A 26218-nucleotide genomic window follows, 5' to 3' on the forward strand; every position below is an offset into this window, starting at 1 on the left:
TACATGCCGCGCCGCAGGGGGTGTTGTCCAGACCACCGCTGGACGCCACGCCGGGCTTTGGCGATAAGACGAGCATGACCCGCCACACCCCCTTGCCCATTGACGACGCCCTGCCCGACCTGATCTCGGCATTGCGGTCGCGTGGCCGCGCGGTGCTGCAGGCGCCACCTGGCGCTGGCAAGACCACGCGCGTGCCGCTGGCCCTGATCGCGGCGGAGCTGATCCCCGCCGGGCAGCGGCTGATCATGCTGGAACCACGCCGACTTGCAGCCCGCGCCGCCGCCGAGCGTATGGCCGACACGCTGGGCGAGTCGGTCGGGCAGACCGTCGGATACCGGATGCGGGGCGACGCCAAAACCTCTGCCGCCACCCGCATCGAGGTCGTGACCGAAGGCATCCTGACACGCATGATGCAATCCGCCCCGGACCTGCCGGGGATAGGCATGGTGATCTTTGACGAATTCCACGAACGCTCGCTCAATGCGGATCTTGGCCTCGCGCTGTGTCTTGAGGTCGCAGATGCCCTGCGCGAGGATCTGCGCCTTGTCGTCATGTCCGCAACACTGGACGCGGCACCCGTCGCCACTCTGATGCACGCACCCATGATCACATCGGAAGGACGCAGCTTTGAGGTCGAGACCCGCTGGCTCGACACGCCGCTCGGCCCACGGGACCGGCGCGATGTGGCCCTGGCCGATCTCGTGGTCCGGGCCGAAGCCGAAAGTCGCGACATTGGCGGTGGCCTCTTGGTCTTTCTGCCCGGCGAGGGCGAAATTCGGCGCGCCGAAACCGAGCTCGCCCGCCGCTTGCCGGGTGATTGCACGCTACGCCCGCTCTTTGGTGCGATGCCCTTTGCCGCGCAGCGCGCCGCCATCGCGCCGGTCGATACCGGACGTAAGGTCGTGCTCGCCACCTCGATCGCGGAAACGTCGCTCACCATCCCGGATATCCGCGTGGTTGTCGACGCGGGCCAATCGCGCCGCGCGCGGTTTGATCCGGGATCGGGCATGTCACGACTGGTCACCGAACGTGTCACCAGAGCGGAGGCCACGCAACGGCAAGGCCGCGCCGGGCGCGTAGCCGAGGGCACATGCTACCGGCTCTGGACGCGCGGCGAACAGGGGGCACTGCTGGCCTTTCCGCCCGCCGAAATCGAGGCCGCAGACCTCACCGGATTGGCGCTCGAACTGGCCCTGTGGGGCGCGAACGAAGCCGATCTTGCGTTCCTGACGCCACCGCCCGAAGGTGCGCTGGCCGAGGCCCGCGCGCTCCTCACCCTGCTGGGCGCGCTTGATGACAGCGGACGGATGACCGGTCACGGTCAGACGCTCGCCAAGCTGCCGCTGCACCCAAGGCTCGCACATATGCTGACGCTGGCCGGTCCCGACGCCGCCCCTCTTGCGGCGCTGATCGCCGAACGCGATCTGCTGCGCGGTGCGCCCTGCGATCTTGCTTTGCGTCTTGCGGCGTTGCGCGACCCCAAGGCATTTGCAAGGTCCCGGCCCTTTCAGGTCAACGCCGGCGTCATCAGCCGTATCCGCACCGAGACCTCCCGCCTGAGAAAATCCGCCAAACCCGGTCAAGCCGGCCTGGGCCCCGCCGCGATGACCGCCCTTGCCTATCCCGACCGTATCGGCCAGCGCCGCAAGGGGGACGCGCCACGCTACGTGCTGTCCGGTGGCAAGGGCGCGGTTCTGAGCGACAGTGACCCGCTCGCCGCAGCCCCCTACCTTGTCGCCATCGACACCGACGGCAATCCGCGCGAGGCACGCATCCGGCTTGCCGCTCAGATTGGCGAAGCTGAAATCCGTGATCTCTTTGCCGATAGGATCACCTGGCGGAACGTCTGCGACTGGTCCCGGCGCGACCGGCGCGTTATCGCGCGGCAACAGGAGTGCTTTGGCGCGCTGGTGCTGCAGGATCGCATCTGGAAGGACGCCCCCGATGATCTGGTTACCCGCGCCATGCTTGACGGTGTGCGCGATCTTGGCCTGACACTCTCCGGCGCAGCCGCCCGGCTCGCCGCACGGGTGGAACTTGTGCGTGCGACCGGCGCCGATCTGCCCGACTTCTCGGTTCCCGGCCTGTTGCGTCATATCGAAGACTGGCTGTTGCCAATGCTGACGGGCGTGCGCAGCGCCGAGGACTGGAAGCGTTTCGATCTGCTGCCTGCCCTGCGCGCCGCGCTCGACTGGGAGCAAACACGGCTCGTCGATGCGCGCGCGCCCGGCCATTTCACCACCCCGCTCGGTCGCCGGGTGCCGATTGATTATGCCGGTGAAGACCCCGAGATAAAGGTCCGGCTGCAAGAACTCTTTGGCGTCACGCAGCATCCGGCAAGCGCCGGGGTGCCGCTCAAGATCACCCTGCTCTCGCCCGCGCATCGCCCGATCCAGATCACCCGTGACCTTCCCGGCTTCTGGTCCGGGTCCTATGCCGATGTGCGCAAGGACATGCGCGCGCAATACCCGAAACACCCCTGGCCCGAAGACCCGACCGAGGCCGATCCGACCCTGCGGGCCAAACGGCGGCGATAGGGCACCTGCCATTTGCAAGGTACTGAAGTCACTGAAATTTTCTTCAGAGAGCCTGCAACTTGCGGGCCTCGACCCGCGCGAGATCAATGAGATCGCGCATGAAGGGCTTGTCCATTTCATCACTGCGCACCGCGGCGTAAAGGCGTCGGGTCACGCCCTTTTCGGTCAATGGCCGGGTCACGTAGTCGGACGAATACTTGACCTCGCGCACCACCCAATCCGGCAGCACCGATACCCCGCGATTGGATGCCACCAATAGCAGGATCACCGCCGTCAACTCGACCTGCCGGATCCCCGCCGGCTCTACCTTGGCCGGTATCAATAGCTGGCTGAAGACATCCAGACGGGACCGATCAACCGGATAGGTGATCAACGTTTCACCGCGGAAATCTGTCGCCTCAACCCAGGGTTTGCTGGACAGGGGATGCACTGCGGCAGCCACGAAAACCGCCTGGTAGTCAAAGAGTTCGATGAAGGTCACGCCCGGCAGGTCCTCGGGATCCGACGACACCACCAGATCGACCTCTTCCTTTTGCAAAGCCGGCAGCGCGTCAAAGGCGAGCCCTGGCCGGATGTCCACATCGACGTCATGCCAATTCTTGCGAAATCCCTCCAGCACCGGGAACAGCCATTCGAAGCAGGCGTGGCACTCGATGGCGATATGCATTCGTCCGGTCTTGCCATCGCGCAGGTTCGAGAATTCGGACAGGGTCGCTTCGACCTGCGGCAGCACCTGTTCGGCCAGACGCAGCAACCGGAAACCCGCCGCCGACAAGGTCATCGGCTTGGACCGTCGAATGAACAACTCAACCCCTGCCTGATCCTCCAACCCCTTGATTTGATGGCTCAAGGCGCTTTGGGTGATGTTCAGCTGATCCGCCGCGCGCGCCAGCCCGCCACAGTCGTGTATGGCCTTGATCGTACGGAGATGCCGAAACTCGATATGCATTACTTTCTACCTGTCGCCCCGGTGCATCGCCGCGATCTTCTTGTCGGTGTTGTATTGGCTCAGAGCGTAGACCGCCCAGATCGCGGCAGGGATCCACCCGATCAGGGTGATCTGCAAGAGCAGGCAGAGTATGCCCTGAATTGGTCGCCCAATGGTGAAGAAAACCAGAAACGGTAACAGGATTGCGATGATCAGTCTCATGCTCGGCTCATGTTGTTCTTGAGAATTATGAAATTGTCTCACAACACGCACCATGTCACAAGGGACGAAATCAGAGGATTCCGCCATGACCGTTCCCGCCATTTCTTTCGAGTTCTTCCCGCCGCAAAACCTTGAGGGGTCGTTCCGTCTCTGGGATACCGTGCAGACGCTCGCGCCGCTGGACCCCCGTTTTGTATCGGTCACCTATGGCGCTGGCGGAACGACACGTGACCTGACCCGTGATGCGGTTGCAACGCTGCACAAATCCTCGGGGCTGAACGTGGCGGCGCATTTGACCTGCGTGAACGCCACACGCGCCGAAACACTCGCCATCGCCGACGGTTTTGCCGAAGCGGGCGTCACAGACATCGTCGCCCTGCGCGGCGACCCGCCAAAGGGCAGCGGCGCGTTTGTCGCCCACGAGGACGGGTTTGCCAACTCGGTCGAGCTGATCGAGTCCCTTGCCGGGACCGGGAAATTCAACATTCGTGTCGGTGCCTATCCCGACAAGCATCCAGAAGCCGTTGATTTTCAGGCAGATATCGACTGGCTCAAGGCCAAGATCGACGCCGGTGCAAACGAGGCCCTGACCCAGTTCTTCTTTGAGGCCGAGACCTTTTTCCGCTTCCGCGATGCCTGTGTCGCCGCCGGAATCGACGCCCCGATCACGCCGGGCATCCTTCCAATCGAGAACTGGAAAGGCGCGCGCAACTTTGCCCGTCGCTGTGGCGCATCCATCCCGGTCTGGGTCGAGGAAGCGTTCGAAAAGGCGCTGCGTGACGACCGCGAGGAGTTGCTGGCAACCGCGCTCTGCACCGAACTGTGCAGCGATCTCATCGACGGTGGCGTGGACAAGCTGCATTTCTACACGCTGAACCGTCCGGAATTGACCCGCGATGTCTGTCATGCGCTTGGTGTCACACCAAAAGTAGAGCTTCAGAACGTCGCGTAACCATTGCCCAGCGCGGTCCTGCTGATACCCTTGGGGAAATCAGGAGAACCGCGATGGGCATGAGGCTTGCAACCGATCACTCCGACCTGCCATCGATGGCAGACGTACTGTCAATGTCCGGTCTCGAATTCATGCAGGGTATCCTTGAGGGCAAGGTCTCAGGTCCGCCGATTTCCGGCACGTTGGGATACAAGCTGCACGCTGTCGAAACAGGACGAGTCGCGTTTCGCGGCACCCCGGAATTCAACGTCACCAACCCGATGGGTACCGTGCATGGCGGTTGGTACGGAACCCTTCTGGACAGCGCGATGGCTTGTGCTGTCATGACCATGGTTCCCAAAGGGTCGGCCTATACGACCTTGGAATACAAGATAAATATCACGCGCACGATCCCGTTAGGCGTGGAGATCGAATGCATTGGCGAGGTTGATCATTCCGGTCGCTCAACCGGCGTTGCCCATGGTGAAATCCGGGGCATCGATGATGGCAAGCTCTATGCGACCGGCTCTACCACTTGCATCATCATGAACATGGCGCGCGGCTAGAAGCGCCTCACTTCACCCCGTCCGGGCGAAGCCTTGGCAACACGGACGGCCCGCGCAACAGCGCTTCGGGGCGCACCGTGTGATGGATGCTTTCGGACGGGTCGCGCCCGACCACGCGGGCAGAGCGCAGCAGGAAAATCTTGCCCCACCCGCGCCATGTCCCATGCGACGGGGCGTCCGGATCGGTATAGAACCTTGCCCGCCACGTCGCTGGCAATGGCAGGTCACAGCCTTCGGCATGCTCCAGCATCCAGACCAACGAGATGTTGGCCAGCGGGCGCGCGGGTTCATACCCGTTCAGATGCCCGCCGATGTCTCCATGTGTCCCCCGAAACCAGACCTGCTCGACCCGCCCCGGAAAGTCCGGAGAACTGAACCAGAGCTCGGGCGCATAGGCGCGGCGGGTTTCGTCCAGCGCCAGCGCCTGAAAGCCATTGCGGATGCTGCTGCCAAGTTGATGGTTGTGAAACGCATGCTGATCCTCGGCACTCCGCCAGAGCAGGGGCAGTTTGAACCCCAACGCCTTGACCGTGTCCCAGACCCCGATCATCTCGATCGGGACATCGGGATGACAAAAGGTCTGCTTGAACTTGTCCGCCTGCTGGTTGAACGGATAATATTGATAATGTCGATAGGCATTGCGGATGTTGCGAACGGTGGCATGCTCGGCCCGGAGTAGCCCGACCATATCGATGACACCGGCAAGCGAACGCACCGCAAAGGCACCACGGGAATACCCGAACAGGAAAATCCGGTCGCCCGGACGGTAGCGCGAGGCGAGATACCCATAGGCGCGGCGGATCTGGCGGTTGATGCCGCGCCCCATCATCACATCCACGGTGCCCCGCCAGTTGTTCCACTGCACACCGGCCTCGTAGAAGACCGACACTTGCGATCCCATCTCGCGGCAGAGCCGATAGGTCATGCCCGCATGGGTTTCAAAGCCCGGCTCCAGCGACGATAATGTGCCGTCCAGAATGATCACATGGGTCAGCGGCCCGCGCGGTTTGACCTCGGCAGAATGCTCGGACCGTAGTGGTCGCCCAAGCCATCCGAAAAGCTTATTTCTCAGCCGCGACAGGATCATTCTGCAACAGGTCCCAAACTCTCATCGGTGTGAACGGCATATCCGCCTGCCTCACCCCACGATCCCACAACGCATCCTGAACGGCATTGGCAACGGCGGCCATCGATCCGACGGTGCCCGCCTCGCCGCAACCCTTCATGCCCATCGGATTGGCGGTCGATGGCACGGGTTCAGAGGTGAATCCAATCATCGGCAGGTCGCCCGCGCGGGGCAAGGCATAATCCATAAAACTTGCAGTGAGCAACTGCCCCTCCGCGTCATGAACCACATGTTCGGTGATCGCCTGACCAAGCCCTTGCGCCACCCCGCCATGCACCTGCCCCTCGGCCAGCAGCGGATTTATGAGATTCCCGAAATCATCCACCACCGTATAGCGATCAACGCGCACGGCCCCGGTTTCGGGATCGACGACAACTTCGGCCACATGCGCGCCATTGGGAAAACTGCGCGCCGGCAGCGTTGCGCGTGCGGCGTGATCCAGCAGATCAGTGCGGCCATCCGCCCGCGCCATATCGGCCACCTCCAACAGCGACGGCGTCTGGTTCGATCCGGGCGCGCGAAAGGTCTCGTCGTCAAACATCACATCGGCCTCGTCGACACCCATCTTGTCGGCCAGATAGGGTGTGAACGCGGCGATCATCTGTGTCACCACCGCCAGCGTCGCATTGGTTTGCGTGGTGACCGAGCGCGAACCGCCAGTGCCGCCGCCCTGCGGGATCACGTCGGAATCCCCCTGAATCACGCGGATCATCGACGGCGGAATGCCTGTCTGATCCGCCAGGAACTGAGCATAGACAGTCTCGTGCCCCTGCCCGTTGCTTTGGGTGCCAACATGGATACTGACGGTGCCATCCTCCTCAAACACAACGCGTGCGCCTTCGGCAGGATCGCCCAGAATACTTTCGATATAGTAACACAGCCCCTGCCCGCGCAGCAGCCCCTTTTGGGCATCCGCAAACCGGCGCGCGGCAAAACCCTTGCGGTCGGCGGTCTCGGCGGCCCGCGCCAGAACCTTGTGAAATTCGCCGACGTCATAGGTTTCGCCGGTCGCGCTCTTGTAGGGGAACCGGTTGCCCGGGATGAAATTTCGCCGCCGCAGCTCCCACGGATCAATGCCCAGTTCGCGCGCCGCACGGTCCATCGTCCGCTCCAGCACATAGATCGCTTCCGGCCGCCCCGCTCCGCGATAGGCATCAACCTGCGTGGTGTTGGTGTAAAACCCCTCGACCCGCATCCACACGGTCTGCACATCATAGCACCCCATCAGCACGCGCGAGAAAAGCTCGGTCTGGATTGGCTGTCCCATCACGCTGTTATAGGCCCCGAGGTTGACCCGCGAATGAATGCGATAGGCGGATAGCCTGCCCTCGGCGTCAAAGGCGAGTTCGGCCAACGTCGACAGGTCGCGCCCCGCGTTGTCGCTCAGCATCGACTCGGTCCGGTCGGCCATCCAGCAAACCGGTCGCCCCAAGGCCCTCGCCGCGTGCGCGACAACAAAATACTCGGGGTATGGCATCGCCTTCATGCCAAATGCGCCACCCACGTCCGGGATCGTCACGTGCACCGCCCCGGCCTCCAGCCCGAGCGTCGTGGCAAGCCGGTCCTTCATACCCCAGACGCCCTGACCGCTGAACGAGAAATGCAGGCGCGCGCCATCCCAATCGGCCAGACATCCACGCGGCTCCATCGAGTTGGTGATGATCCGGTTGTCATCGACTTGCAGGCTGACAACCCGTGCCGCCTTGTCAAACGCTGCGCTGGTGGCGGCCTCATCCCCCATGCCCCAATCGAACGCCCGGTTGTCGGGGGCCTCGGGGTGCAAGGCTTCGCCCCCTGCGCGCACATCCATCTTGACCGGCAAATCGTCAATATCGAGCAGGATCGCCTCCGCTGCATCGCGCGCTTCGTGCAGGGTTTCGGCAATCACGACCGCAATCGGTTCCCCGACAAAGCGCACCCGGTCCGTCGCCAGAATAGGCCGAACGGGCGCCGCAGCTTTGGACCCGTCCCGATTCTGCACGAGATTGGCCTCGATCCCGTTGTCGACCCCTGCTTCGGCCAGATCATCGGCTGTCACGACCAGATGCACGCCCGTTGCCTGCCGGGCCTCGGTCACGTCCAGGTTAGATATCCGTCCGTGGGCAACCTCGCTGCGCACCACAATGCACTGCAGTGCCGTTGCGGCGACACCATCCGCGATGTAGCGTCCGGTGCCCGTCAAGAACCGCCTGTCCTCGACCCGCCTGACCGGTTGGCTCTTGCCGAACTTTTCCATTGGTGGTTCCTCTGCTTCTGCTCGACCGGAGACTAGAAGTCACTCGGGCAATGTCCAGCCACATGCTGCGCCAGGATGCGACCGGCACCGGGATATCCTCTTCACCTCGCAGAAGACTCGGCCGCTCGCCAAGAAATCCTGATGTCGCGCCTTTCCCTTGTGCTGCGCTTTCGCTAGATGATGCGCGACGAAAAAGGGATCAGCGTTATGGCGATGAACAAGACTTTCAACGCGGCAGAAGCCGAAGACCGCCTGTATCGGGCCTGGGACGAGGCGGGCTGTTTCAAGGCAGGTGCCAACGCCACGCGCGCCGAGACCTATTGCGTGATGATCCCGCCTCCCAACGTGACCGGCAGCCTGCACATGGGGCACGCCTTCAACAACACGCTTCAGGACATCCTCGTCCGCTGGCACCGCATGCGCGGGTTCGACACGCTCTGGCAACCCGGACAGGACCACGCTGGCATCGCCACACAGATGGTTGTCGAACGCGAACTCGCCAAGGACGGCAAACGCCGGACCGACTTTTCGCGTGAAGATTTTGCCGCAAAGGTCTGGGAACAAAAACAGAAATCCGGTGGTACGATTATCGGTCAGCTCATGCGCCTTGGGGCCTCGCTCGACTGGTCACGCAATGCGTTCACCATGTCAGGGGCCCCCGGCGCACCGGCTGGCGAAGACGGCAATTTCCACGATGCGGTGATCAAGGTCTTTGTCGACATGTATGAAAAGGGGCTGATCTATCGCGGCAAGCGTCTGGTCAACTGGGATCCGCATTTCGAGACCGCGATTTCCGATCTCGAGGTCGAGAACATCGAAGTTGCCGGCCATATGTGGCACTTCAAGTACCCGCTGGCAGGTGGCGCGACCTATACCTACGTGGAAAAGGACGAGGACGGAAACATCGTTCTTGAGGAAGAGCGCGATTATATTTCGATCGCGACCACACGGCCTGAAACCATGCTGGGCGACGGTGCTGTTGCCGTGCATCCATCGGATGAACGATACGCGTCGATCATCGGTAAACTTTGTGAAATTCCGGTTGGACCGAAAGAGCATCGCCGCCTGATCCCGATCATCACCGATGAGTATCCCGATCCCGATTTCGGGTCCGGCGCGGTCAAGATCACCGGTGCGCATGACTTCAACGACTATCAGGTCGCCAAGCGCGGCAATATTCCGATGTACGGGCTGATGGACACCAAAGGTGCCATGCGCAGTGACGGCAAACCCTATGCCGAAGAAGCCGCCATCGCGCAGGCCATTGCCAATGGTGATCAGGAATTCGGAGAGGCGATGGTCGCGGCGATGAACCTGGTGCCGGATGAATATCGCGGGCTGGACCGGTTCGAAGCGCGCAAACGCGTTGTGGACGACATCACCGCCGAAGGGTTGGCGGTGATGCACAGCGTCACCAAACCCGATCCCGAGAGCGGCGAGGAGATCGTCGTCACCGAGCCATTTGTCGAGAACAAGCCGATCATGCAGCCTTTTGGGGACCGCTCCAAGGTAGTCATCGAACCGATGCTGACCGATCAATGGTTCGTGGACACCGACAAGATCGTCGGCCCCGCTTTGGACGCGGTGCGCAACGGCGACGTCAAAATCGTGCCCGAACGCGAGGAAAAGGTCTATTTCCACTGGCTGGAGAACATCGAGCCGTGGTGCATCAGCCGCCAGCTTTGGTGGGGCCATCAGATCCCCGTCTGGTACGGGCTGGATCTGAGCTATGATCAGGCCATCGGCGAAGACGGTGAACTGGATCATGTCGAACTGCACAAGCTGCTGATGCGCGATGGCATGGTGCATGCCGGCACCGTATCCCATTGCGCCGCAGACTTTTCGGCCGTGCAAAGTGCGTTTCGCGATGAAATTGCGAATACGCCGATCCCGGTCAACCACGCCGCCATTGTCGAAGTGGCCGACCGGCATGCCGCCATTCACACGCTGGCCGAGAGTCTGGCGCAATACGCAGTGGATCAGGATTCGACAAAGCTGGTCTATCCGGTCTGGCGCGACCCCGATGTGCTCGACACCTGGTTCTCCTCCGGTCTCTGGCCCATAGGCACGCTGGGCTGGCCCGAGGACACACCCGAACTGGCGCGCTATTTCCCCACCAGCGATCTGATCACCGGCACCGACATCCTGTTCTTCTGGGTGGCGCGGATGATGATGATGCAACTCTCCATCGTCGGACAGATCCCGTTCGACACCGTCTACCTGCATGGGCTCGTGCGCGATGCCAAGGGCAAGAAGATGAGCAAATCGGTCGGCAACGTGGTCGACCCGCTCGAGGTGATCGACGAATACGGCGCCGATGCACTGCGGTTCTCTTCGGCGGCGATGGCGGCGCTTGGCGGTGTGCTCAAGCTCGATATGGAGCGGATCAAAGGCTACCGCAATTTCGGCACCAAGCTCTGGAACGCCATGCGCTTTGCCGAGATGAACGGTGTGTTTGAAGGGACAGTCGAGGGCCTGCCACCCACCGAACAGGCGCTGAACAAATGGATCGTCGGGGAAACCGCAAAGGTCCGCATCGAAGTCGACGAAGCGCTGGAGAACTATCGGTTCAACGACGCGGCAAGCGCGCTTTATGCGTTTGTCTGGGGTAAGGTGTGTGACTGGTACGTGGAATTCTCCAAACCACTGCTGCAAGACGACAACCCGGCCCGCGAGGAAACCCGCGCGACGATGAAATGGGTTCTGGATCAGTGCCTGATCCTGCTGCATCCGATCATGCCGTTCATCACCGAGGAACTTTGGGCCACATCCGGTGACCGTGCCAGGATGCTGATGATCGCGGATTGGCCGACCTATGGCAGCGAGTTGGTCGACAGCGACGCCGATCACGAGATGAACTGGGTGATATCGCTGATCGAGAGCGTTCGCTCCGCCCGCGCACAGATGCATGTGCCCGCCGGTCTTTACGTGCCGATGCTGGTCACCACGATTGATGAGCGTGGCCGCGCCGCGTGGGAGCGCAACGAGACATTGATCAAACGCCTCGCGCGGATCGAGGATTTGAGCGAGACAGAAACCTTGCCCAAAGGCACCGTGACGATCCCGGCAGAAGGCGCGAGCTTTGGCCTGCCGCTGGAAGGGATCATCGACATCGCCGAAGAAAAGGCGCGGCTTGAAAAGACCCTTGGCAAGCTGGCCAAGGAACTCGCTGGGTTGCGCGGGCGTCTCAACAATCCGAATTTCGCCAGATCGGCGCCCGAAGAGGTGGTCGAGGAAACCCGCGCCAACCTGGCCGCACGTGAAGAGGAAGAGGGCAAGATCAAGGAAGCGCTGGCGCGGCTTGCCGAACTGGCCTGATGATCTCTAGAACCCGCCAAGGACATGTCATCATGTCCTTGGCGACGTGGTTCCTCGGATCCGATCTGCCTCGATCGGATCCCTGACCGGGGATCACTTGAAAGTCGGCGCACGCCCCTGCATCTTGGCCGCGATGACTTCCATCTGGTCGGGCTTGCCGATCAGACCTGCGGATTCGCGGCTCTCCTGCAACAGCACAGCCGCCCGATCCTGGGTCTCGGCCACATCGATCAACCGCTTTGCCGCCCGAATGGCGGACGGGCTCCTGCCCGCGATATCCTTGGCAAGATCAAGCGCAGCCGCCAACGGATCGTCGGCCAGTTGCGTCACCAGCCCCCAGCGTTCTCCCTGCTCCGCCGGGATCGGCTGTGCCGTATATGTCATAAGGCGCAACACGTCCGACCGAACCAGGGGCGGCAACGTGATCATGCCACCCAGATCGGGCACCAGCCCCCATTTCATCTCCATCAACGACAGCTTGGCATCGGGCGTCGCGATCCGGATATCGGCGCCAAGCGCCAGTTGAAGACCGCCACCATAGACCGCCCCCTGCAAGGCCGCGATGACCGGCACGGGCACCCGCCGCCAGACCAGCGACATTTCCTGCAAGAGGTTGGTATCTCCGTGGCTGCGCCCGAGGAGCCATTCCTCGGGATCGACCTGTCCCATCTTGGCGAAACTGGCGAGATCCAGCCCGGCACAGAAGCTCTTGCCTTCGCCCGACAGCACCACGGCCCGCGCATCCGAGGCAGCAACCTCCTGACCAGCGGCGACAATCGCCTGGAACATCGCATCGTCCAGCGCATTCATCTTGTCACCTCGGGTCAACGTCACCCGAGCAATGTGATCCTGATATTCTACTGAAACGCGTGCCATGAACTCTCTCCGGTTTGGGTTCGCCACACCACACCCGATTCCGCTGCCCGGATCCAGATGAACGTGGGGGCACAACCGGTACCCCGGCCTGCTGCATTTACAACCGGGGCAGAGCGCTTCATGGTCGCGCCGGTTCGGAAAGCACTCGCAGTGACACAAGAGACACCAAAAATTCCCAAGCAGGAACGCCGCGCCTTGGTGCGTCTGGCGTGGAATGTGGCGGGCAGCGTGGCCTTGCTGCTGGGGTTGATTGGTGTGGTGCTACCGGTTCTGCCGACGACGCCCTTCGTGCTGGTGGCGGCCTTTGCCTTTTCAAATGGCTCGCCCCGCATGCGCCAGTGGCTGGTCAGCCATGCAGTGTTTGGCCCGCTGATCGCGGATTGGGAAGCGCACGGGGCCATCGCCAGACCGATCAAGCGGTTGTCCTGTGCCATCATGGCCGGGGTTTTCCTGGTGAGTGTCATCGCCGGCGTCGCCCTTCCGATACTCATCGTCCAGGCGCTCTGTCTTGGCGGCGCGGCGGCCTATGTTCTGAGTCGCCCGGACGGTCCGCAATAGGTCACGCTTGCGACGCTGCACAGGCTCAGGTTAAGTGCGCGCATGACAGTCCCTCGCTATACCCCGCTTGCACAATCCCTGCCCGCCACCGTACCCTTTGTCGGCCCCGAAACACAGGAACGACACCGTGGCAGCACCTTTGCCGCGCGGCTCGGCGCGAATGAGAACGTGTTTGGCCCATCACCGAGGGCGATCGAGGCGATGCAGACCGCCACGACTGACGTCTGGATGTATGGCGACCCGGAAAACCACGAGTTGCGCCACGCATTGGCGGCCCATCACGACGTCACCCCCGATCATATCGTGGTGGGAGAAGGCATCGACGGGTTGCTGGGGTATCTCGTGCGGTTGCTGGTCGGACCCGGAGATGCCGTGGTGACCTCGGATGGGGCCTATCCGACATTCAACTATCACGTCACCGGGTTTGGCGGCGTGCTGCACAAGGTTCCGTATCTCGATGATCGCGAGGATCCGGCACGGCTGTTTGCCAAGGCCGCCGAAGTGGATGCAAAGCTGGTCTATCTGGCCAACCCCGACAATCCGATGGGCACATGGCACAGCGGCGCCGACCTGCTCGCCGCGATGGATGCCCTGCCCGAGGGCTGCCTGCTGGTGCTGGACGAGGCCTATGTCGAATGTGCCCCCGAGGGCACCGCAATCGAGGCTCACCCAGATGATCCCCGGCTGATTCGCATGCGCACCTTTTCCAAGGTTTACGGCATGGCCGGCGCGCGGGTCGGATACGGGCTCGGCGCGCCGGGAATGATTTCCGCCTTCAACAAGGTGCGCAATCATTTCGGCATGAACCGGGTCGCGCAGGCGGGTGCGCTTGCGGCGTTGGCCGACAGCGAATGGCTCGATCATGTGCGCGACGAGATCGCAACGGCGCGGGACCGCATTGCAGAGATCGCACGTTCACATGGCCTGACGCCGGTTCCTTCGGCGACAAATTTTGTCGCGCTTGATTGTGACAGTGATGGAGCCTTTGCAAAGGCGGTACTGGACAACCTGATATCGCTTGGCATTTTTGTGCGGATGCCCTTCTCGGTCCCGCAAAACAGATGCATCCGTGTGAGTTGCGGCACAGCCGCGGATCTGGATGCGTTTGAGGCGGCCCTGCCCAAAGCCCTGGACGCGGCGCGGCGCTGATCGTGCTGAGCGTAGCCCTGGTGTCCGTGCGCATGTCGTCCGGGCAGGTGGGGGCCGGTGGTGTCTGTAGGAGTCATTTCGAACCATGGTATTGATCGGCTGGCCGCCAAGCGCCGCTAGCGGCCCGCGATGATGGTTGCTGCGGCGTCGATTGCCCCCCGCCCGTGGCGTATCCCGAGCGCCGTCATCCCGGTTTCAAGACTCCCCAGCAATCCGAGGATCATCTGGCCGTTCACATGTCCCATATGCCCGAGGCGGAAAAAGCCGTGACGGGCCGGGTCGTCCGGTGCGGCCATGCCAAGACCGATGCCAAGTGTCAGCCCCATGTTCTGCGCGAGCCATTCGCGTAGCGCGGTGCCCTGGCCGGTCTCCAGCCGCAAGGCCGTCACCGCGTGGCTGCGATGCGCCGGGTCCGCGATGTTCATCCGCAACGGACCGTTGTCCTGCCCCCAGGCGTCGCAAGCGGCCCAGATTGCACCGGCAAGCCGTTCGTGGCGCGCCCAGACATGGTCGATCCCTTCGCCGTGGATCATGTCCAGCGCGGCACGGAGGCCAAAAAGGTGGTGCGTCGGCGCGGTCCCACCGAAATACTGATAGAATTCCTGCGGATTGGCGCGCGGCTCCCAATCCCAATAGCGGCTGACAACAGGCAGCGCGGCGTGCCTCGCGGCGGCCTTGTCGTTGAAGAACACGAACCCCAGCCCCGGAGGCACCATCAACCCTTTCTGGCTGGCCGTGACCATCACATCGACACCCCAGCTGTCCATCTCGAAGCGGTCACAGCCCAGCGAGGCGATGCAATCTGCCATCAGGAGCGCCGGATGCCCCGCATCATCCAGAACGGATCGCAGGGCCGCAATGTCGTTGCGCACCGAACTGGAGGTATCCACATGCACTGCCAGCACCGCCTTGATTGCATGTGCGGTATCCGCGCGCAGCTCCGTGCTGATCCGGTCCATGTTCATCGGGCTGGATTTTCCGAACTCGAGAAGGTCCACCTGCGCCCCAAGCGCACTGGCCACTTCGCCCCAGCCATGACCGAAACGCCCGGTCGCCGGCACCAGCACCTTGTCACCGGGCACAATCACGTTGGCCAGGGCCGCTTCCCACGCCCCGTGACCATTGCAAATGTAGATCGCGGCATTGTGCCGCGTACGTGCCACCCGCTTGAGCTCCGGAATCATCCCGGCGGTCATGTCCGACAACTCGCCTTCGTAGATGTTCGGAGACGCCCTGTGCATGGCCTGCAAAACCTTGTCGGGAATCACAGAGGGCCCCGGAATTGCGAGATATTCGCGCCCTTGCGCCACGGAAATTGAATCGGACATATCGCCCCCTTACAAGATTGGCATCACCCTACATCCGGCGGGCGCGAGGTCAATCTGGCCGATCACACGGGTTGCGCCAAATCCCTCAGATGATTAAATGGCCCCAACGCGTTCAGCGATGGCAGCCGGCTTTGCATCTCAACAGGATCAATACCTTATGAGCACACCTCCCAAATCCTCAGGCGAACTGCTGAGGTGGTTGTGGCGCGGCTACCTGCATCAACACACCGGGACGATGGCCGTTGCAATGGTGTTCATGCTGGTGGAAGGCGGAATGATCGGTGCCATCAGCTACATGATGCAACCGATGTTCGACGAAGTGTTCGTCGCTGGCAACAGCGGCGCGCTCAAATGGGTCAGCATCACATTCCTGGTGATTTTTACCGTCCGCGGGCTCGCCGGCGTCACGCAAAAATTGTTGCTGGCCCATGTCTCGCAGATTACCGGTGCGCATCTCAGGGTCGATCTGTTGAGACGCATGATCAGGCAGGACACGTCCTTTCACCAGAACCACCCTCCCGGTTTTCTGATACAGCGTGTGCAGGGCGATGTCGGTGCCATCGACATCGTTTGGCGCGGCATCATAACCGGTGCCGGCAAAGATGCGGTGTCTCTGATCGTGCTTTTGGGTGTTGCCATCAACATTGACTGGGCCTGGACCGCGATCATGCTCGTTGGCGTCCCTCTCATGTTTCTGCCAATCGGGGTGGCGCAACGCTATGTGCGCAAGAAATCCGCGGTGGCGCGGGATCTCGGGGCAACATTGTCCACGCGTCTGGACGAGGTCTTTCATGGCATCGTGCCGATCAAGCTGAACAGCCTCGAAAACTATCAGGTCAAACGATATTCGGACTACACTGACAAGTTTCGACGGTCACAAATTCGCGCGACGTTCGGGACCGCCGCGATTACCGGAATGATCGACATGATGGCCGGCATCGGGTTCATGGGCGTTCTTCTGTATGGCGGCTCTGAAATCATCGCCGGCGACAAGACCGTTGGCCAGTTCATGAGCTTTTTCACCGCGATCGGACTGGCGTTTGACCCGATGCGCCGTTTGGCCGGGCTGAGCGGCGCCTGGCAGGCAGCAGCCGCCTCGATTGAACGCCTCAAGGAATTGATGGATGCGCCGATCATGCTGACATCCCCCGAAAATCCGGTTCCTGCTCCCACCGGTCTACCGAATGTGGAACTTGAAAACGTATCGCTCAGCTATGGCAAGGCGAAAGTGCTGCGTGAGCTGTGCCTTGACGCGGACTCCGGCAAGACCACCGCGCTGGTCGGGGCATCCGGGGCGGGCAAGTCCACCATCTTCAACCTGTTGACACGACTTGTCGATCCCCAGGAGGGAAGCGTCAAGGTCGGCGGTGTGGATGTCCGGACCATGGGCCTGCCGGAACTGCGCGAGTTGTTTTCGGTCGTCAGCCAGGATGCACTCCTGTTCGATGAATCCCTGCGCGAGAACATCCTGCTCGGGCGCACCGATGTTACCGACGAGGAACTGAAACCGGTCCTTGACGCCGCACATGTCACCGATTTTCTCGAAAAGCTGCCCGACGGGCTGGACACGAGGGTCGGCCCGCGCGGATCGGCCCTGTCCGGCGGCCAGCGGCAGCGTGTCGTAATCGCCCGCGCCCTGCTGCGCGACACGCCGATCCTGCTTCTGGACGAGGCCACCAGCGCGCTGGATGCCCAGTCGGAAAAGGTTGTGCAGTCAGCACTCGACAAACTGGCGGGGGGGCGGACGTCGCTGGTCATTGCCCACCGGCTCTCGACCATCATCAACGCTGACAAGATCATCGTGATGGATCGCGGCAGGGTCGTTGACGCCGGGACCCACACTGAATTGCTGGAGCGCGGTGGCATATACGCCGATCTGTATCATCTGCAATTCCAGGGCGGTAAGACCGTGATCGATCCGCAGGGGGCGGCGGCCTTGGCACCTCATGCCCCGAACCCGGCCAAACCCCGGCCCACCTGGCTTCGGCGCGTCGGTCAGCGGCTGATCGGGTGACGAACCCAGTCTGCCTGGCCGCCCAGGTGGTGATCTTTCGGCAAGCTCAGCGGCGGTAGGCGGTGGCAAGCGCCTTTGGATCAGCACCCGAAAAATACCGGATCAGCGTCCAGAGATTGGTCGCACCACGTCGCAACCACCCCGACCGGTCATACCGCTCGGCACTGGTGAATGCGCGCGTCGGAAGGGCGACCAGCGGACCGGACAATGCCCGGATCAGCGCGACATCTTCCATCAATGGCTGGTCGGGATACCCGCCCGCGCGATCGTAGGCTGCGCGCTGCACCAGCAGTCCCTGATCGCCATAGGGCAAGCCGAACAGATAGGATCGCAGATTTGCCCAACCCGCGAACCAGGCGGGCATCAGGCCGCGCGCCCGAAACGCGAGGCGAAAATGGGCACTGGCCCCCTGCCCGTTCTGAAGGTGCTCTCCGACGGCGGCGGCCCAGCCCGGCTCAAGCTGCGTATCCGCATGCAGAACAAGCAACCAGCGCCCGCGCGCTTGTTCGATGCCCCGGCGCAGCTGCCCCCCGCGCGACGCGGGACCGGAGACAATAACCGCACCTGCGGCATCGGCAATGCGACAGGTTGCATCGGTGCTGCCGCCATCGCTCACGATCAATTCGCGGATCAACCCGGCTGACAGCCCTTCCATCAGCGCGGCGAGACAGGCAGGCAGATGCTCCTGTGCGTTCAATGTCGGAATGATGATCGAGATTTCAGCGGGCATCGGACTTTCCCTGTTCTTTCCTGCAGGCATACCTATATGTCGTGGGAATGAAAACCAGGAGGCCGCCATGTCCGCCCGTCGTATCCTCGAACTCTCCGGCCGCGATACCGAACCCTTCCTGCAGGGATTGATCACAAACGACATTGCGCGCCTGAACGACGGGTTGGTCTATGCCGCGCTCCTGACGCCGCAAGGCAAGTACATCGCCGACTTCTTCCTGCTGCGACACGGCGATGGTGTTCTGCTTGATGTCGCAGAGATGTTGGCGGACGACCTGAAAAAGCGGCTGATCCTGTACAAGCTCCGCGCCGATGTCGCGATTTCCGATAGCGATCTGAGTGTGCAACGCGGCACCGGCACCTCTCCGGCCGGCGCGGTCGCCGATCCCCGCCATCCCGCTCTTGGCTGGCGTCGCTATTCGACCGATCCACAGGCTGACGATGGCAGCGACTGGGACGCCATCCGCGTCGCTCATTGCATCCCTGAAACCGGCATCGAGCTGACACCTGATACATTCATTCTCGAGATGGGATTTGACGCACTGAACGGCGTCGATTTCCGCAAAGGGTGCTATGTCGGGCAAGAGGTCACCGCGCGCATGCGGCACAAGACCGAGTTGCGCAAGGGCCTGCGGCGGGTGCGGATAGAAGGCGTTGCGCCTGTTGGCACCGCGATCACCGTCGCTGACAGATCCGTGGGCACGCTGCTTACGCAATCCGGCGATCACGCGATCGCCTATCTGCGATTTGACCGGGCAGCGGACGGAATGAAAGCGGATGGCGCTACTCTTTGGCTGGATTGATCACCGTCGCAGCTTGAGCTTCGCCGCCGGTTCGTCCAGCGTTCAATTCAACCTGTCACTCATCGCAAGGGCTCGCTCCCGTGATCCAGCTTTATTCCGTCATCTGGCGCGTCAGCGGACGCCGGCAGATTGTTCTGATACTCTTGGCGCTTGCTGTGGCCGGATTGTCCGCAGTCCCGTTGAGTTATCAAAAGGAAATTATCAACGAACTGACCAATGCAGAAATCAGTGCCACCGCGCTGTTCAGGATGTGCGCCGAGATGATGGGTGTCATCCTGCTCAGCCTCTCGCTGAAATGGTTGGTCTCCTACCGCTCCGGCACCCTGGGTGAAGACATCATCCGGCTCTTGCGCATACGCCTCTACAAGGACTCCTCCGCGCCGGACAATGCCAATGACAAGACGATCCCGAAAGGCACCCTGACGACGACGATCTCCGCAGAGGCCGAAGAGCTGGGAAAGTTCACCGGCGGGGCCTTTTCCGACCCTGTCGTGCAACTGGGAACGCTGGTTGCGGTGGTCGGCTATATCGCATCGTCGCAACCGGGTCTGGGTATCATCGCGCTGGCTATGATCACCCCCCAGGTCATCATCATCCTGGCAACACAGCGAAAGGTGAACGAATTCGTGGCCAAACGCGTCAGAATATTGCGCCGCGCCACCAACCGGATCGTCAACGACGACGATGACGGCGAGGCAGAAGCGACAATTGAAGAGGAATTCGACGCGATCTTCGAGACCCGGCGGCGCATGTTTATCTGGAAGCTGTCGACCAAGTTCGTGATCAGCGCCCTGAACGCGGTGGCCACGGTTGCGGTGCTGGTTCTGGGGGGGTGGCTCGTTCTACAGGGCCGCACCGACGTTGGCACCGTCGTGGCCGCGACCATGGGCCTGAGCCGTCTGCAAGCGCCAACATCGTTTCTGATCGCATTCTACCGGCAGGCCAGTGCCGCGCGGGTCAAGTTCGAACTGGTGCGCGAACTTCTGGACGCTCCGCAGGACAGTCCCCGCAAGACAGGCTGAGCGCGCTCAGGCGCGTTCTGTGTATTCCATGGTTTCGGTATTCACCACGATCATCTCGTCCTGTCCGACGAAGGGCGGCACCATGACCTTGATCCCGTTATCAAGGATCGCCGGTTTGAATGAATTTGCGGCAGTCTGGCCTTTGACCACAGGCTCGGTCTCGACAATCTTGCAGGTCACTTTTTGCGGCAACGACGCGCTCAGCGCCTCGGCCTCGTGGAATTCAACGACAACGGTCATTCCGTCCTGCAGGAACGGGCGGCGGTCTCCAAGGATCTCCGCAGGAAGCTCGACCTGTTCATAGGTCGTCGTGTCCATGAAGACGAGCATCCCGTCGTTTTCGTAGAGGAACTGCTGGTCTTTTTGTTCCAACCGGACCTTTTCCACCTTGTCAGCACTGCGGAACCGTTCGTTCAGTTTGCTGCCATTGCGCAGATTGCGCAGTTCGACCTGCGCGAATGCACCACCCTTTCCGGGCTTGACATGGTCTACCTTGACCGCGGCCCATAGGCCGCCGTTGTGCTCCAGCACATTGCCGGGGCGGATTTCGTTGCCGTTGATTTTGGGCATGGCTTTACCTTCGCACGTGCTTGATCGAAATGCTCAGGGACCTATATATGGCGGGCGTGAGGCTGGCAAGACAACGATATCTCGTGCTGCAGATGCAGAATGCCATGCGGTAGACGCATAGAAGGTATGCAATTTCGGGGTATCCGAATCGATTTCGATCAGTCATAACGGACGTCGCGCCGAAAAATTGCAAGAGCAAGAATAACAAAGGAAACGAGATGAAAGATTTCGTTGACGGCACTGCCTTTAACAACGAGCAAGGCAATCGTGCACGTAAACTTTTTGCGGCTGTCGTACTGGCCGCACTTGATGATGCCATAGCCGATGACAAGAAATATGGCAACGGACCTGAGCAGATCGCACGCTGGGCGCGTTCGCGCGACGGGCGCGAGGTTCTGTCCTGTGCCGGTATTGACCCGAACGAGCGTGTCGTGTCCGGCTTGATGGAATTTGTGGGTCGGGGCGTGCGGACATCTGTTGCGCTTTCGCGCGAAGAAAGCGAGCGGCGCAACGCTGCGCAACAGGCCGAAGCTGCCTGATTGCACGATCTCACTTTTGCTCTAAAAAAAGCGCGGGCACCTTTGCCCGCGTTTTTTTACTGTTGGTATTCCGGCTGGAGTACTTTTGTAGCACCTGCGAGGCGATCGCCACGGCATCTGGCGGCAAACGGGCCACGGATTACCTGGCAGAGTGACCAAACAGCCGCCGCATCGAAGAATGGCCAATCCGCTGACACAGCGCTCTTTACCGCTTTCCCAAGGCCTCGAGAACACGATCGAGATCCTTTGACTGCTTGGACACACGCGCAGGCGCATCCTTTGCCAGGTTGTAGTAGATCGTCGGATCGTAGATCTGAACTGCGAGTCCCAGGCGCTCCGCCGTCAAAAGACCCTGGCTGGACAATAGCTGGTAAGATGCGATCACCTCCTCTGCCCTTGCCGAGATTTGAGCCGTCAGCGCATCCAGCAACTCCTGCTCGGCGGCAAGCACGTCAAGCGTGGTCCGGGCACCCAAGGTGGCCTCTTCCCGAATGCCATCAAAGGCGACCTGTGCTGCCCGCACACGCTCGGCCGTGGCGACAAGGCTGGCGCGCGAGACGTCCAACCGGACAAAGGCGTCGTTCACCCCCTGAACCGTGTCACGCTGTACCGACAAGAGGTTGCCGCGCGCGGCGTCGCGACCCGCCATTGCCGCACGGATGTCGGATTGCAATGCACCACCTCGGTAAATCGGCTGCCGCAGGCTAAGCCCGACCGTGGCATCGTATCCATCGCTTGAACTGTCCCAGTCCTCGAGAAGACCCAAAGCCAAGGTTCCATTCACCGTCGGACCAAGGGCCTTGGTCGCGGCCTGCACCAGGATCTCCTGTGCGGCGACCTGCCGTTGCGCGGCCAGGATGTCCGGATGATAACGGACTGACACGGCCTGTGCCGCTTCGACCGACTGCGGACGTTTTGGCAAATTGGTTGGCGTTACCAACTGCCCGGGCCGTCGTCCGACCGCGTTTACATATTCCGCCTTTGCGTTCACCAGCAGGCCCTGGGCCGTTGCCAGATTGCTGCGGGCCGCCGCCAGCCTTGATTCAGCCAGGGCAACGTCGGTCCGCGTCACCTCTCCAACATCAAACCGATCCTGCGCAGCGCGCAGTTCCTCGCCCAGAACCCGCACGTTGTTCTGCCTGAGCGACACGTTCTCAGTCTGGAGGATCACGTCGATATGTGCCGAAACCGCACGAAGCAGGATGCGCTGCTCAATGGACACCAGGGTTTGCCGCGTTGCCAGAACGACTTCTTTCGCTGCCGCGACCGACAGCCGCCGCACACCGTTGTCGAGCAACCTCCACGACGCTTCAAAAGCTGCTGTGAACTGTGACGTCCCCTGCCCGAGCGCTCCCCCGCTCCACTGTCTTGGTTCGCGGACCGTGGTCGACAGGACAAAATCCAGTACCGGCCGCAGTGTCGCGACCGCCGAAGCCACATCTTCATCTGCCGCACGCAGCAACGCCCGGTTTTGTTCAAGAAGGCCGCTGGTGTTGTAGGCCCCTATCATGGCATCCGCGAGGTTGTCTGCCCGCACGCTTCCGACGGCCAGAACCGTACTGCCAATCGCAATTGCAAGTGCCGCGGCCTTGCCCCATCGAAATTTTGGTGTCCTGCTCATTTCGGTCTCCTGATCGCGCCGGGTTGGTCCGGGTTTTCCCCGTGTTGTCCCACTGCATCTACCTCAAACAGCCGTCGACACCCTTCTTGTCTAGAGGGCGAACACGGCTTCTTTCTCAAAACCTGGCAAGACCGGAGCGCTTGCGTTGAATTCGAACCGCCACGACAGGGAACCACCGGTCTTGTAGCCGATCCTGACCACGCCAAGGGCGTCTTCCATGAACACACAGGCGATTCGGCCACCATCCTTTAGCTGATTGGCAATTGCATCCGGCAATCGTGCGACCCCACCTTGTATCAGTATGACATCGTAGGGGCCATGCTCTGCCGCGCCCTTGGCAAGCGGCCCCTCGTGGACAATCACATTGTCCGCGCCTGTCTCGACAAAGGCAGACTGGGCTTCAGCCGCCATTTCGGCGTCCTCTTCCAGCGCTATGACCGCCTGCGCCATGCGGGCCACGACAGCAGAGGAATAGCCATGCGCGCACCCTATATCCAGAACCAGCTCGTCTCCGGAAATATTCAGCGCATCCAGCATCTTGGCCAATGTCCGCGGCTCCAGCAACACGCGCCCGTCCTCGAGATCGATATTTTCCCCGGTATAGGCCGCTTCCTGAAGAGCATCCGGAAGAAAAGCCTCACGCTCAACCTTCAACATTGCATCGATGATCGGAAACTTGGTCACATCGGACGGCCGCACCTGGGTATCGACCATCATCCGGCGACGGAGTGCGAAATCTGTCATTGCTAAACTCTCTTGTTCACCCGGTTGAAAACGTTTTGCCACATCGCCCGCTCCCCGGCAACGGCCCGCAGCGCGAAATCGCGAGATGTGACACTTGCAGCGCTGAGACAGATCAGCTAGACGGCTGCTTGCACCATGGCGTGGCGAGTTGGCGGAGTGGTGACGCAGCGGATTGCAAATCCGTGTACAGGAGTTCGATTCTCCTACTCGCCTCCAATAAAATCAATGACTTATGCGAAAATCATGTGTTTGAAGTCCAATCTGCCCGCTTCTGGGGGACAAATGGGGGACAAATGCACGAAGTTCACCTGACCAACCTCCAGGCAAGCAAACAGTACAACCCCTTACCCGACACCCCGACAAAAGGGGACAAAAGGCCCGTAAAAGGTGAACGGACTGCCGATAAATCGTTCATGGCTGGTGACCTGCTGTTATCGTGACGCGGCGCTATTCAGATTTCGCTAGAGGTTTGCCATGGAGTCGTACATCAATGACGCCGTCTTACCCATTGCTTCAACCTCACAAAGCGTAATGAGCTTTTCCGGTGTAATTTCCGGATTATTTAGCCGCTTCCGCATACCGCGTAACGTAGCCATGGTTCTCGACGGAGACAATGAAATGCAGTCTGCGAAGAAGCTATCAGCAGACAGTGGCTCAACATCGAACTTAGTACAATAATCGCTTGGAAAGTCCCGAAGGTTATCCGTCACGATCACTGACGCGCTGGTTTTGATTGCTGCAGCGAGTACGTGACGGTCCTTTTTGTTGATCCCGAGCAGCGCTGGCTCAAGTAACTCAAAACCTTCTACCTTCGCATCTTCAAATGCGGTACACATGTTGTTTCTCTGTCGTTGAGCGCCCGCCTTAGGATTGTCGATACCCTTACGCTTGATCAGTTTTTCGATGGTGCGCTCAGTTTCGTCCATGATTTTTTCGGACCAGCGCACACGGTAAAATTCCGCTTGAGCGAGAGATAGTAGCATGTTGCGTTTTAGTGCGCTGGCCAAAACACAGGCGTCGGCCATGGCTGTAAATCTGTCGGCTTGGTAATTCAAAGTAGGCCGTGCTCTCCGTCAAACTCAGCCATATCTTTGAGGGCGTTAGCGCGTTTTGCGTCGCGACCCTCCTTGTACTCCAAGAGGTCGCTTGCCTTAATGCGTCGATGCCGGCCAACTTTCGTAAAACCAATATCCTCGCGCTCAAGCAACTTAATCAGATGTGGTCGGGAAACGTTTAAGATGTCAGCTGCCTCTTGCGTGGTTAGTTGACTATCTAGCGGAATGAGGTGGAATCCACGCCCGCTACTTACGAGTCGAAGTACCTCCAGGAAAGAGTGCGCAAGCGCAGGTGATAGGGTCACGGGCAAGGTCTTCCCTTGCTCGTTTGCAATCTTGATTACGGTTTCGCCGTCCTCTTTGATTTGAGAGGCGACAATCTGTCTAAGTGTCTCGGCGTTCGAGCTTTCCAACTCAGTGGGCAAGCGTTCATCAAAGGCCGACGCAGGGGACTCGGCGTTCATGGTGTGGCTCATTTCATTAAGTCGTTTTGGGGTTTCTTGGTGATGGTTTTGTCGGACGTCTTATGCGTCGTTACGGTATTTATATGGTAGTATTCGCAATATTCGCAACACTTTTTTGACCCCATAAAGTTAACAATACGTTGATGATGCCACCACATGCACATGAGAATGCTAGATGACTGAACCGCAGAAACACAAAATTTTGTTTGTTGCATATAGGGTTGCGTGAGCAACCTTCGCGCCGTCCGGAGTGCGGGACGGCGGTCGCCTTACAATGATCCGAGGACATTGAACGAAGCGGTGGTAGTTCTCATTGGCCTCCTATCGCGCCAAATTCGCAGGCGACTGCGCCACCACCAGCGGTGGTTCAGCAGGAAACGACCGGATATCAAACCACTTGAACCACGTCCCATCCGGGTTGGCCTGATCGCCCATAACAATGCTGCCGCCGTCATTCCCGTGACGGATCAGCGCCGCACGAAAGGCGCGCAGGTCAATCAGCCACCAGTTTTCCACGGCTGTCTGGGCGGCGTTGGAGTGGCCGTAGAACATCCAGTCACCCTTGCCGTTCACAATCTTGGAAAGCTCCGTCTGTGCGCCAGAGGCAACGCGGGAGCGGATGGTGAACTGGTGGGGATACCTGCCAGCATAGCCTGGGCGTCTGACACGTGCGGCGATCCGCATGTCGCGGGCGTCCAGCATCAGGAGGTCTGTTGCGTGTAACTGGTCCAGCGGATCAGGGGCGGTACTCAGAAGGTGCGAACCAATCAGCCGCTTGATGTCCGGCAGAAACCGGTCCGACCAGCGCCGGTTCAGTGCATAATGATAGGTCATGAAAATGGATTTCGATAATGTCATATAAGGAACGAAGGCCCGCGAAAT

The 26218-nt window shown here is 60.8% G+C and carries 23 protein-coding genes and 1 tRNA gene; 11 read left to right on the forward strand and 13 right to left on the reverse strand.

Translation table 11 applies throughout. From position 1 onward, the window contains the following. Window positions 1-74: 74 nt before the first annotated feature. Complete coding sequence (hrpB, locus tag QO231_RS09135) at window positions 75-2537, forward strand: ATP-dependent helicase HrpB (protein ID WP_316775468.1); 2463 nt, start codon at window positions 75-77, stop codon at window positions 2535-2537. 43 nt (window positions 2538-2580) lie between these two features. Here hrpB and QO231_RS09140 read toward each other — a convergent pair whose 3' ends face one another. Next, entirely contained in the window at window positions 2581-3486 is a 906-nt protein-coding gene (locus QO231_RS09140; RefSeq protein ID WP_316775341.1) for a LysR family transcriptional regulator, read from the reverse strand. 6 nt (window positions 3487-3492) lie between these two features. Continuing rightward, the gene (locus tag QO231_RS09145) at window positions 3493-3687 is read right to left on the reverse strand and encodes a YqaE/Pmp3 family membrane protein (RefSeq protein WP_316775343.1); all 195 of its coding nucleotides are present in this window, start codon (window positions 3685-3687) and stop codon (window positions 3493-3495) included. Window positions 3688-3772: 85 nt separating this feature from the next. On the opposite strand from QO231_RS09145, the gene metF reads away from it, so the two are divergent. Together metF and QO231_RS09155 are read left to right on the forward strand one after the other, a co-directional pair. Continuing rightward, on the forward strand, window positions 3773-4639 hold the full coding sequence (gene metF / locus QO231_RS09150; RefSeq protein WP_316775345.1) for a methylenetetrahydrofolate reductase [NAD(P)H]: 867 nt from the start codon (window positions 3773-3775) through the stop codon (window positions 4637-4639). Between the two features lie 59 nt (window positions 4640-4698). After that, on the forward strand, window positions 4699-5184 hold the full coding sequence (locus QO231_RS09155) for a PaaI family thioesterase (protein ID WP_316775470.1): 486 nt from the start codon (window positions 4699-4701) through the stop codon (window positions 5182-5184). Between the two features lie 7 nt (window positions 5185-5191). Here the strand turns inward: QO231_RS09155 and QO231_RS09160 are convergent, their stop codons facing one another. Then, on the reverse strand, window positions 5192-6271 hold the full coding sequence (locus QO231_RS09160) for a DUF2235 domain-containing protein (RefSeq protein ID WP_316775347.1): 1080 nt from the start codon (window positions 6269-6271) through the stop codon (window positions 5192-5194). Continuing rightward, window positions 6246-8546: a xanthine dehydrogenase family protein molybdopterin-binding subunit gene (locus QO231_RS09165; RefSeq protein ID WP_316775349.1), complete on the reverse strand. Its 2301-nt coding sequence runs from the start codon at window positions 8544-8546 to the stop codon at window positions 6246-6248. Before QO231_RS09165 ends, QO231_RS09160 begins: the two co-directional genes overlap by 26 nt. Window positions 8547-8753: 207 nt before the next feature. On the opposite strand from QO231_RS09165, the gene QO231_RS09170 reads away from it, so the two are divergent. Next, entirely contained in the window at window positions 8754-11864 is a 3111-nt protein-coding gene (locus QO231_RS09170; protein WP_316775351.1) for a valine--tRNA ligase, read from the forward strand. A 93-nt stretch (window positions 11865-11957) separates the two neighbouring features. Here the strand turns inward: QO231_RS09170 and QO231_RS09175 are convergent, their stop codons facing one another. Then, entirely contained in the window at window positions 11958-12740 is a 783-nt protein-coding gene (locus QO231_RS09175) for a crotonase/enoyl-CoA hydratase family protein (protein WP_316775353.1), read from the reverse strand. Window positions 12741-12890: 150 nt separating this feature from the next. Between QO231_RS09175 and QO231_RS09180 the strand changes: the two genes are divergently transcribed. Together QO231_RS09180 and QO231_RS09185 are read left to right on the forward strand one after the other, a co-directional pair. Beyond that, window positions 12891-13298, forward strand: a complete 408-nt coding sequence (locus QO231_RS09180) for a YbaN family protein (RefSeq protein WP_316775355.1) — start codon at window positions 12891-12893, stop codon at window positions 13296-13298. A 42-nt stretch (window positions 13299-13340) separates the two neighbouring features. Next, complete coding sequence (locus QO231_RS09185; protein ID WP_316775357.1) at window positions 13341-14447, forward strand: pyridoxal phosphate-dependent aminotransferase; 1107 nt, start codon at window positions 13341-13343, stop codon at window positions 14445-14447. Window positions 14448-14563: 116 nt separating this feature from the next. Here QO231_RS09185 and QO231_RS09190 read toward each other — a convergent pair whose 3' ends face one another. Further along, on the reverse strand, window positions 14564-15775 hold the full coding sequence (locus QO231_RS09190) for a pyridoxal-phosphate-dependent aminotransferase family protein (RefSeq protein WP_316775358.1): 1212 nt from the start codon (window positions 15773-15775) through the stop codon (window positions 14564-14566). A 157-nt stretch (window positions 15776-15932) separates the two neighbouring features. Here QO231_RS09190 and QO231_RS09195 point away from each other — a divergent pair, with 157 nt between their 5' ends. After that, a complete protein-coding gene (locus QO231_RS09195) occupies window positions 15933-17789 on the forward strand; it encodes an ABC transporter ATP-binding protein (protein ID WP_316775359.1) in 1857 nt (618 codons plus the stop codon). A 46-nt stretch (window positions 17790-17835) separates the two neighbouring features. On the opposite strand, the gene QO231_RS09200 is transcribed toward QO231_RS09195, so the two are convergent. Beyond that, the gene (locus tag QO231_RS09200; RefSeq protein ID WP_316775361.1) at window positions 17836-18519 is read right to left on the reverse strand and encodes a TIGR04283 family arsenosugar biosynthesis glycosyltransferase; all 684 of its coding nucleotides are present in this window, start codon (window positions 18517-18519) and stop codon (window positions 17836-17838) included. A 67-nt stretch (window positions 18520-18586) separates the two neighbouring features. Between QO231_RS09200 and ygfZ the strand changes: the two genes are divergently transcribed. Then, window positions 18587-19321, forward strand: a complete 735-nt coding sequence (gene ygfZ, locus QO231_RS09205; RefSeq protein ID WP_316775363.1) for a CAF17-like 4Fe-4S cluster assembly/insertion protein YgfZ — start codon at window positions 18587-18589, stop codon at window positions 19319-19321. Window positions 19322-19401: 80 nt separating this feature from the next. After that, window positions 19402-20343, forward strand: coding sequence for an ABC transporter transmembrane domain-containing protein (locus tag QO231_RS09210; protein WP_316775365.1), 942 nt, complete (start codon window positions 19402-19404; stop codon window positions 20341-20343). A gap of 6 nt (window positions 20344-20349) precedes the next feature. Here the strand turns inward: QO231_RS09210 and efp are convergent, their stop codons facing one another. Then, the gene (gene efp / locus QO231_RS09215; protein WP_316775367.1) at window positions 20350-20913 is read right to left on the reverse strand and encodes an elongation factor P; all 564 of its coding nucleotides are present in this window, start codon (window positions 20911-20913) and stop codon (window positions 20350-20352) included. A gap of 218 nt (window positions 20914-21131) precedes the next feature. Here efp and QO231_RS09220 point away from each other — a divergent pair, with 218 nt between their 5' ends. After that, complete coding sequence (locus tag QO231_RS09220; RefSeq protein ID WP_068332272.1) at window positions 21132-21452, forward strand: DUF6280 family protein; 321 nt, start codon at window positions 21132-21134, stop codon at window positions 21450-21452. Window positions 21453-21657: 205 nt separating this feature from the next. Here the strand turns inward: QO231_RS09220 and QO231_RS09225 are convergent, their stop codons facing one another. Together QO231_RS09225 and QO231_RS09230 are read right to left on the reverse strand one after the other, a co-directional pair. Continuing rightward, window positions 21658-23073, reverse strand: a complete 1416-nt coding sequence (locus tag QO231_RS09225) for a TolC family outer membrane protein (RefSeq protein WP_316775368.1) — start codon at window positions 23071-23073, stop codon at window positions 21658-21660. Window positions 23074-23163: 90 nt separating this feature from the next. Further along, entirely contained in the window at window positions 23164-23817 is a 654-nt protein-coding gene (locus QO231_RS09230) for a protein-L-isoaspartate O-methyltransferase family protein (protein WP_316775370.1), read from the reverse strand. 142 nt (window positions 23818-23959) lie between these two features. On the opposite strand from QO231_RS09230, the gene QO231_RS09235 reads away from it, so the two are divergent. Then, window positions 23960-24033, forward strand: a tRNA-Cys gene (locus QO231_RS09235). 245 nt (window positions 24034-24278) lie between these two features. Here the strand turns inward: QO231_RS09235 and QO231_RS09240 are convergent. The 3 genes from QO231_RS09240 to QO231_RS09250 form a co-directional block, all read right to left on the reverse strand. After that, window positions 24279-24842, reverse strand: coding sequence for a PIN domain-containing protein (locus tag QO231_RS09240; protein WP_316775372.1), 564 nt, complete (start codon window positions 24840-24842; stop codon window positions 24279-24281). A 26-nt stretch (window positions 24843-24868) separates the two neighbouring features. Beyond that, the gene (locus tag QO231_RS09245) at window positions 24869-25336 is read right to left on the reverse strand and encodes a helix-turn-helix domain-containing protein (RefSeq protein WP_316775374.1); all 468 of its coding nucleotides are present in this window, start codon (window positions 25334-25336) and stop codon (window positions 24869-24871) included. A gap of 321 nt (window positions 25337-25657) precedes the next feature. Continuing rightward, window positions 25658-26170, reverse strand: coding sequence for a hypothetical protein (locus tag QO231_RS09250; RefSeq protein WP_316775377.1), 513 nt, complete (start codon window positions 26168-26170; stop codon window positions 25658-25660). Window positions 26171-26218 lie beyond the last annotated feature (48 nt).

It is taken from the genome of Sedimentitalea todarodis (assembly GCF_032595355.1).
In the GTDB taxonomy this organism is placed as follows: Bacteria; Pseudomonadota; Alphaproteobacteria; order Rhodobacterales; family Rhodobacteraceae; genus Sedimentitalea; species Sedimentitalea todarodis.

Coding starts and splice junctions, on each gene's coding strand:
- hrpB (WP_316775468.1), top strand. CDS start 75: ATGACCCGCCACACCCCCTTGCCCATTGACGACGCCCTGCCCGACCTG.
- QO231_RS09140 (WP_316775341.1), bottom strand. CDS start 3,486: ATGCATATCGAGTTTCGGCATCTCCGTACGATCAAGGCCATACACGAC.
- QO231_RS09145 (WP_316775343.1), bottom strand. CDS start 3,687: ATGAGACTGATCATCGCAATCCTGTTACCGTTTCTGGTTTTCTTCACC.
- metF (WP_316775345.1), top strand. CDS start 3,773: ATGACCGTTCCCGCCATTTCTTTCGAGTTCTTCCCGCCGCAAAACCTT.
- QO231_RS09155 (WP_316775470.1), top strand. CDS start 4,699: ATGAGGCTTGCAACCGATCACTCCGACCTGCCATCGATGGCAGACGTA.
- QO231_RS09160 (WP_316775347.1), bottom strand. CDS start 6,271: ATGATCCTGTCGCGGCTGAGAAATAAGCTTTTCGGATGGCTTGGGCGA.
- QO231_RS09165 (WP_316775349.1), bottom strand. CDS start 8,546: ATGGAAAAGTTCGGCAAGAGCCAACCGGTCAGGCGGGTCGAGGACAGG.
- QO231_RS09170 (WP_316775351.1), top strand. CDS start 8,754: ATGGCGATGAACAAGACTTTCAACGCGGCAGAAGCCGAAGACCGCCTG.
- QO231_RS09175 (WP_316775353.1), bottom strand. CDS start 12,740: ATGGCACGCGTTTCAGTAGAATATCAGGATCACATTGCTCGGGTGACG.
- QO231_RS09185 (WP_316775357.1), top strand. CDS start 13,341: ATGACAGTCCCTCGCTATACCCCGCTTGCACAATCCCTGCCCGCCACC.
- QO231_RS09190 (WP_316775358.1), bottom strand. CDS start 15,775: ATGTCCGATTCAATTTCCGTGGCGCAAGGGCGCGAATATCTCGCAATT.
- QO231_RS09195 (WP_316775359.1), top strand. CDS start 15,933: ATGAGCACACCTCCCAAATCCTCAGGCGAACTGCTGAGGTGGTTGTGG.
- QO231_RS09200 (WP_316775361.1), bottom strand. CDS start 18,519: ATGCCCGCTGAAATCTCGATCATCATTCCGACATTGAACGCACAGGAG.
- ygfZ (WP_316775363.1), top strand. CDS start 18,587: ATGTCCGCCCGTCGTATCCTCGAACTCTCCGGCCGCGATACCGAACCC.
- efp (WP_316775367.1), bottom strand. CDS start 20,913: ATGCCCAAAATCAACGGCAACGAAATCCGCCCCGGCAATGTGCTGGAG.
- QO231_RS09220 (WP_068332272.1), top strand. CDS start 21,132: ATGAAAGATTTCGTTGACGGCACTGCCTTTAACAACGAGCAAGGCAAT.
- QO231_RS09225 (WP_316775368.1), bottom strand. CDS start 23,073: ATGAGCAGGACACCAAAATTTCGATGGGGCAAGGCCGCGGCACTTGCA.
- QO231_RS09230 (WP_316775370.1), bottom strand. CDS start 23,817: ATGACAGATTTCGCACTCCGTCGCCGGATGATGGTCGATACCCAGGTG.
- QO231_RS09240 (WP_316775372.1), bottom strand. CDS start 24,842: ATGGCCGACGCCTGTGTTTTGGCCAGCGCACTAAAACGCAACATGCTA.
- QO231_RS09245 (WP_316775374.1), bottom strand. CDS start 25,336: ATGAACGCCGAGTCCCCTGCGTCGGCCTTTGATGAACGCTTGCCCACT.
- QO231_RS09250 (WP_316775377.1), bottom strand. CDS start 26,170: ATGACCTATCATTATGCACTGAACCGGCGCTGGTCGGACCGGTTTCTG.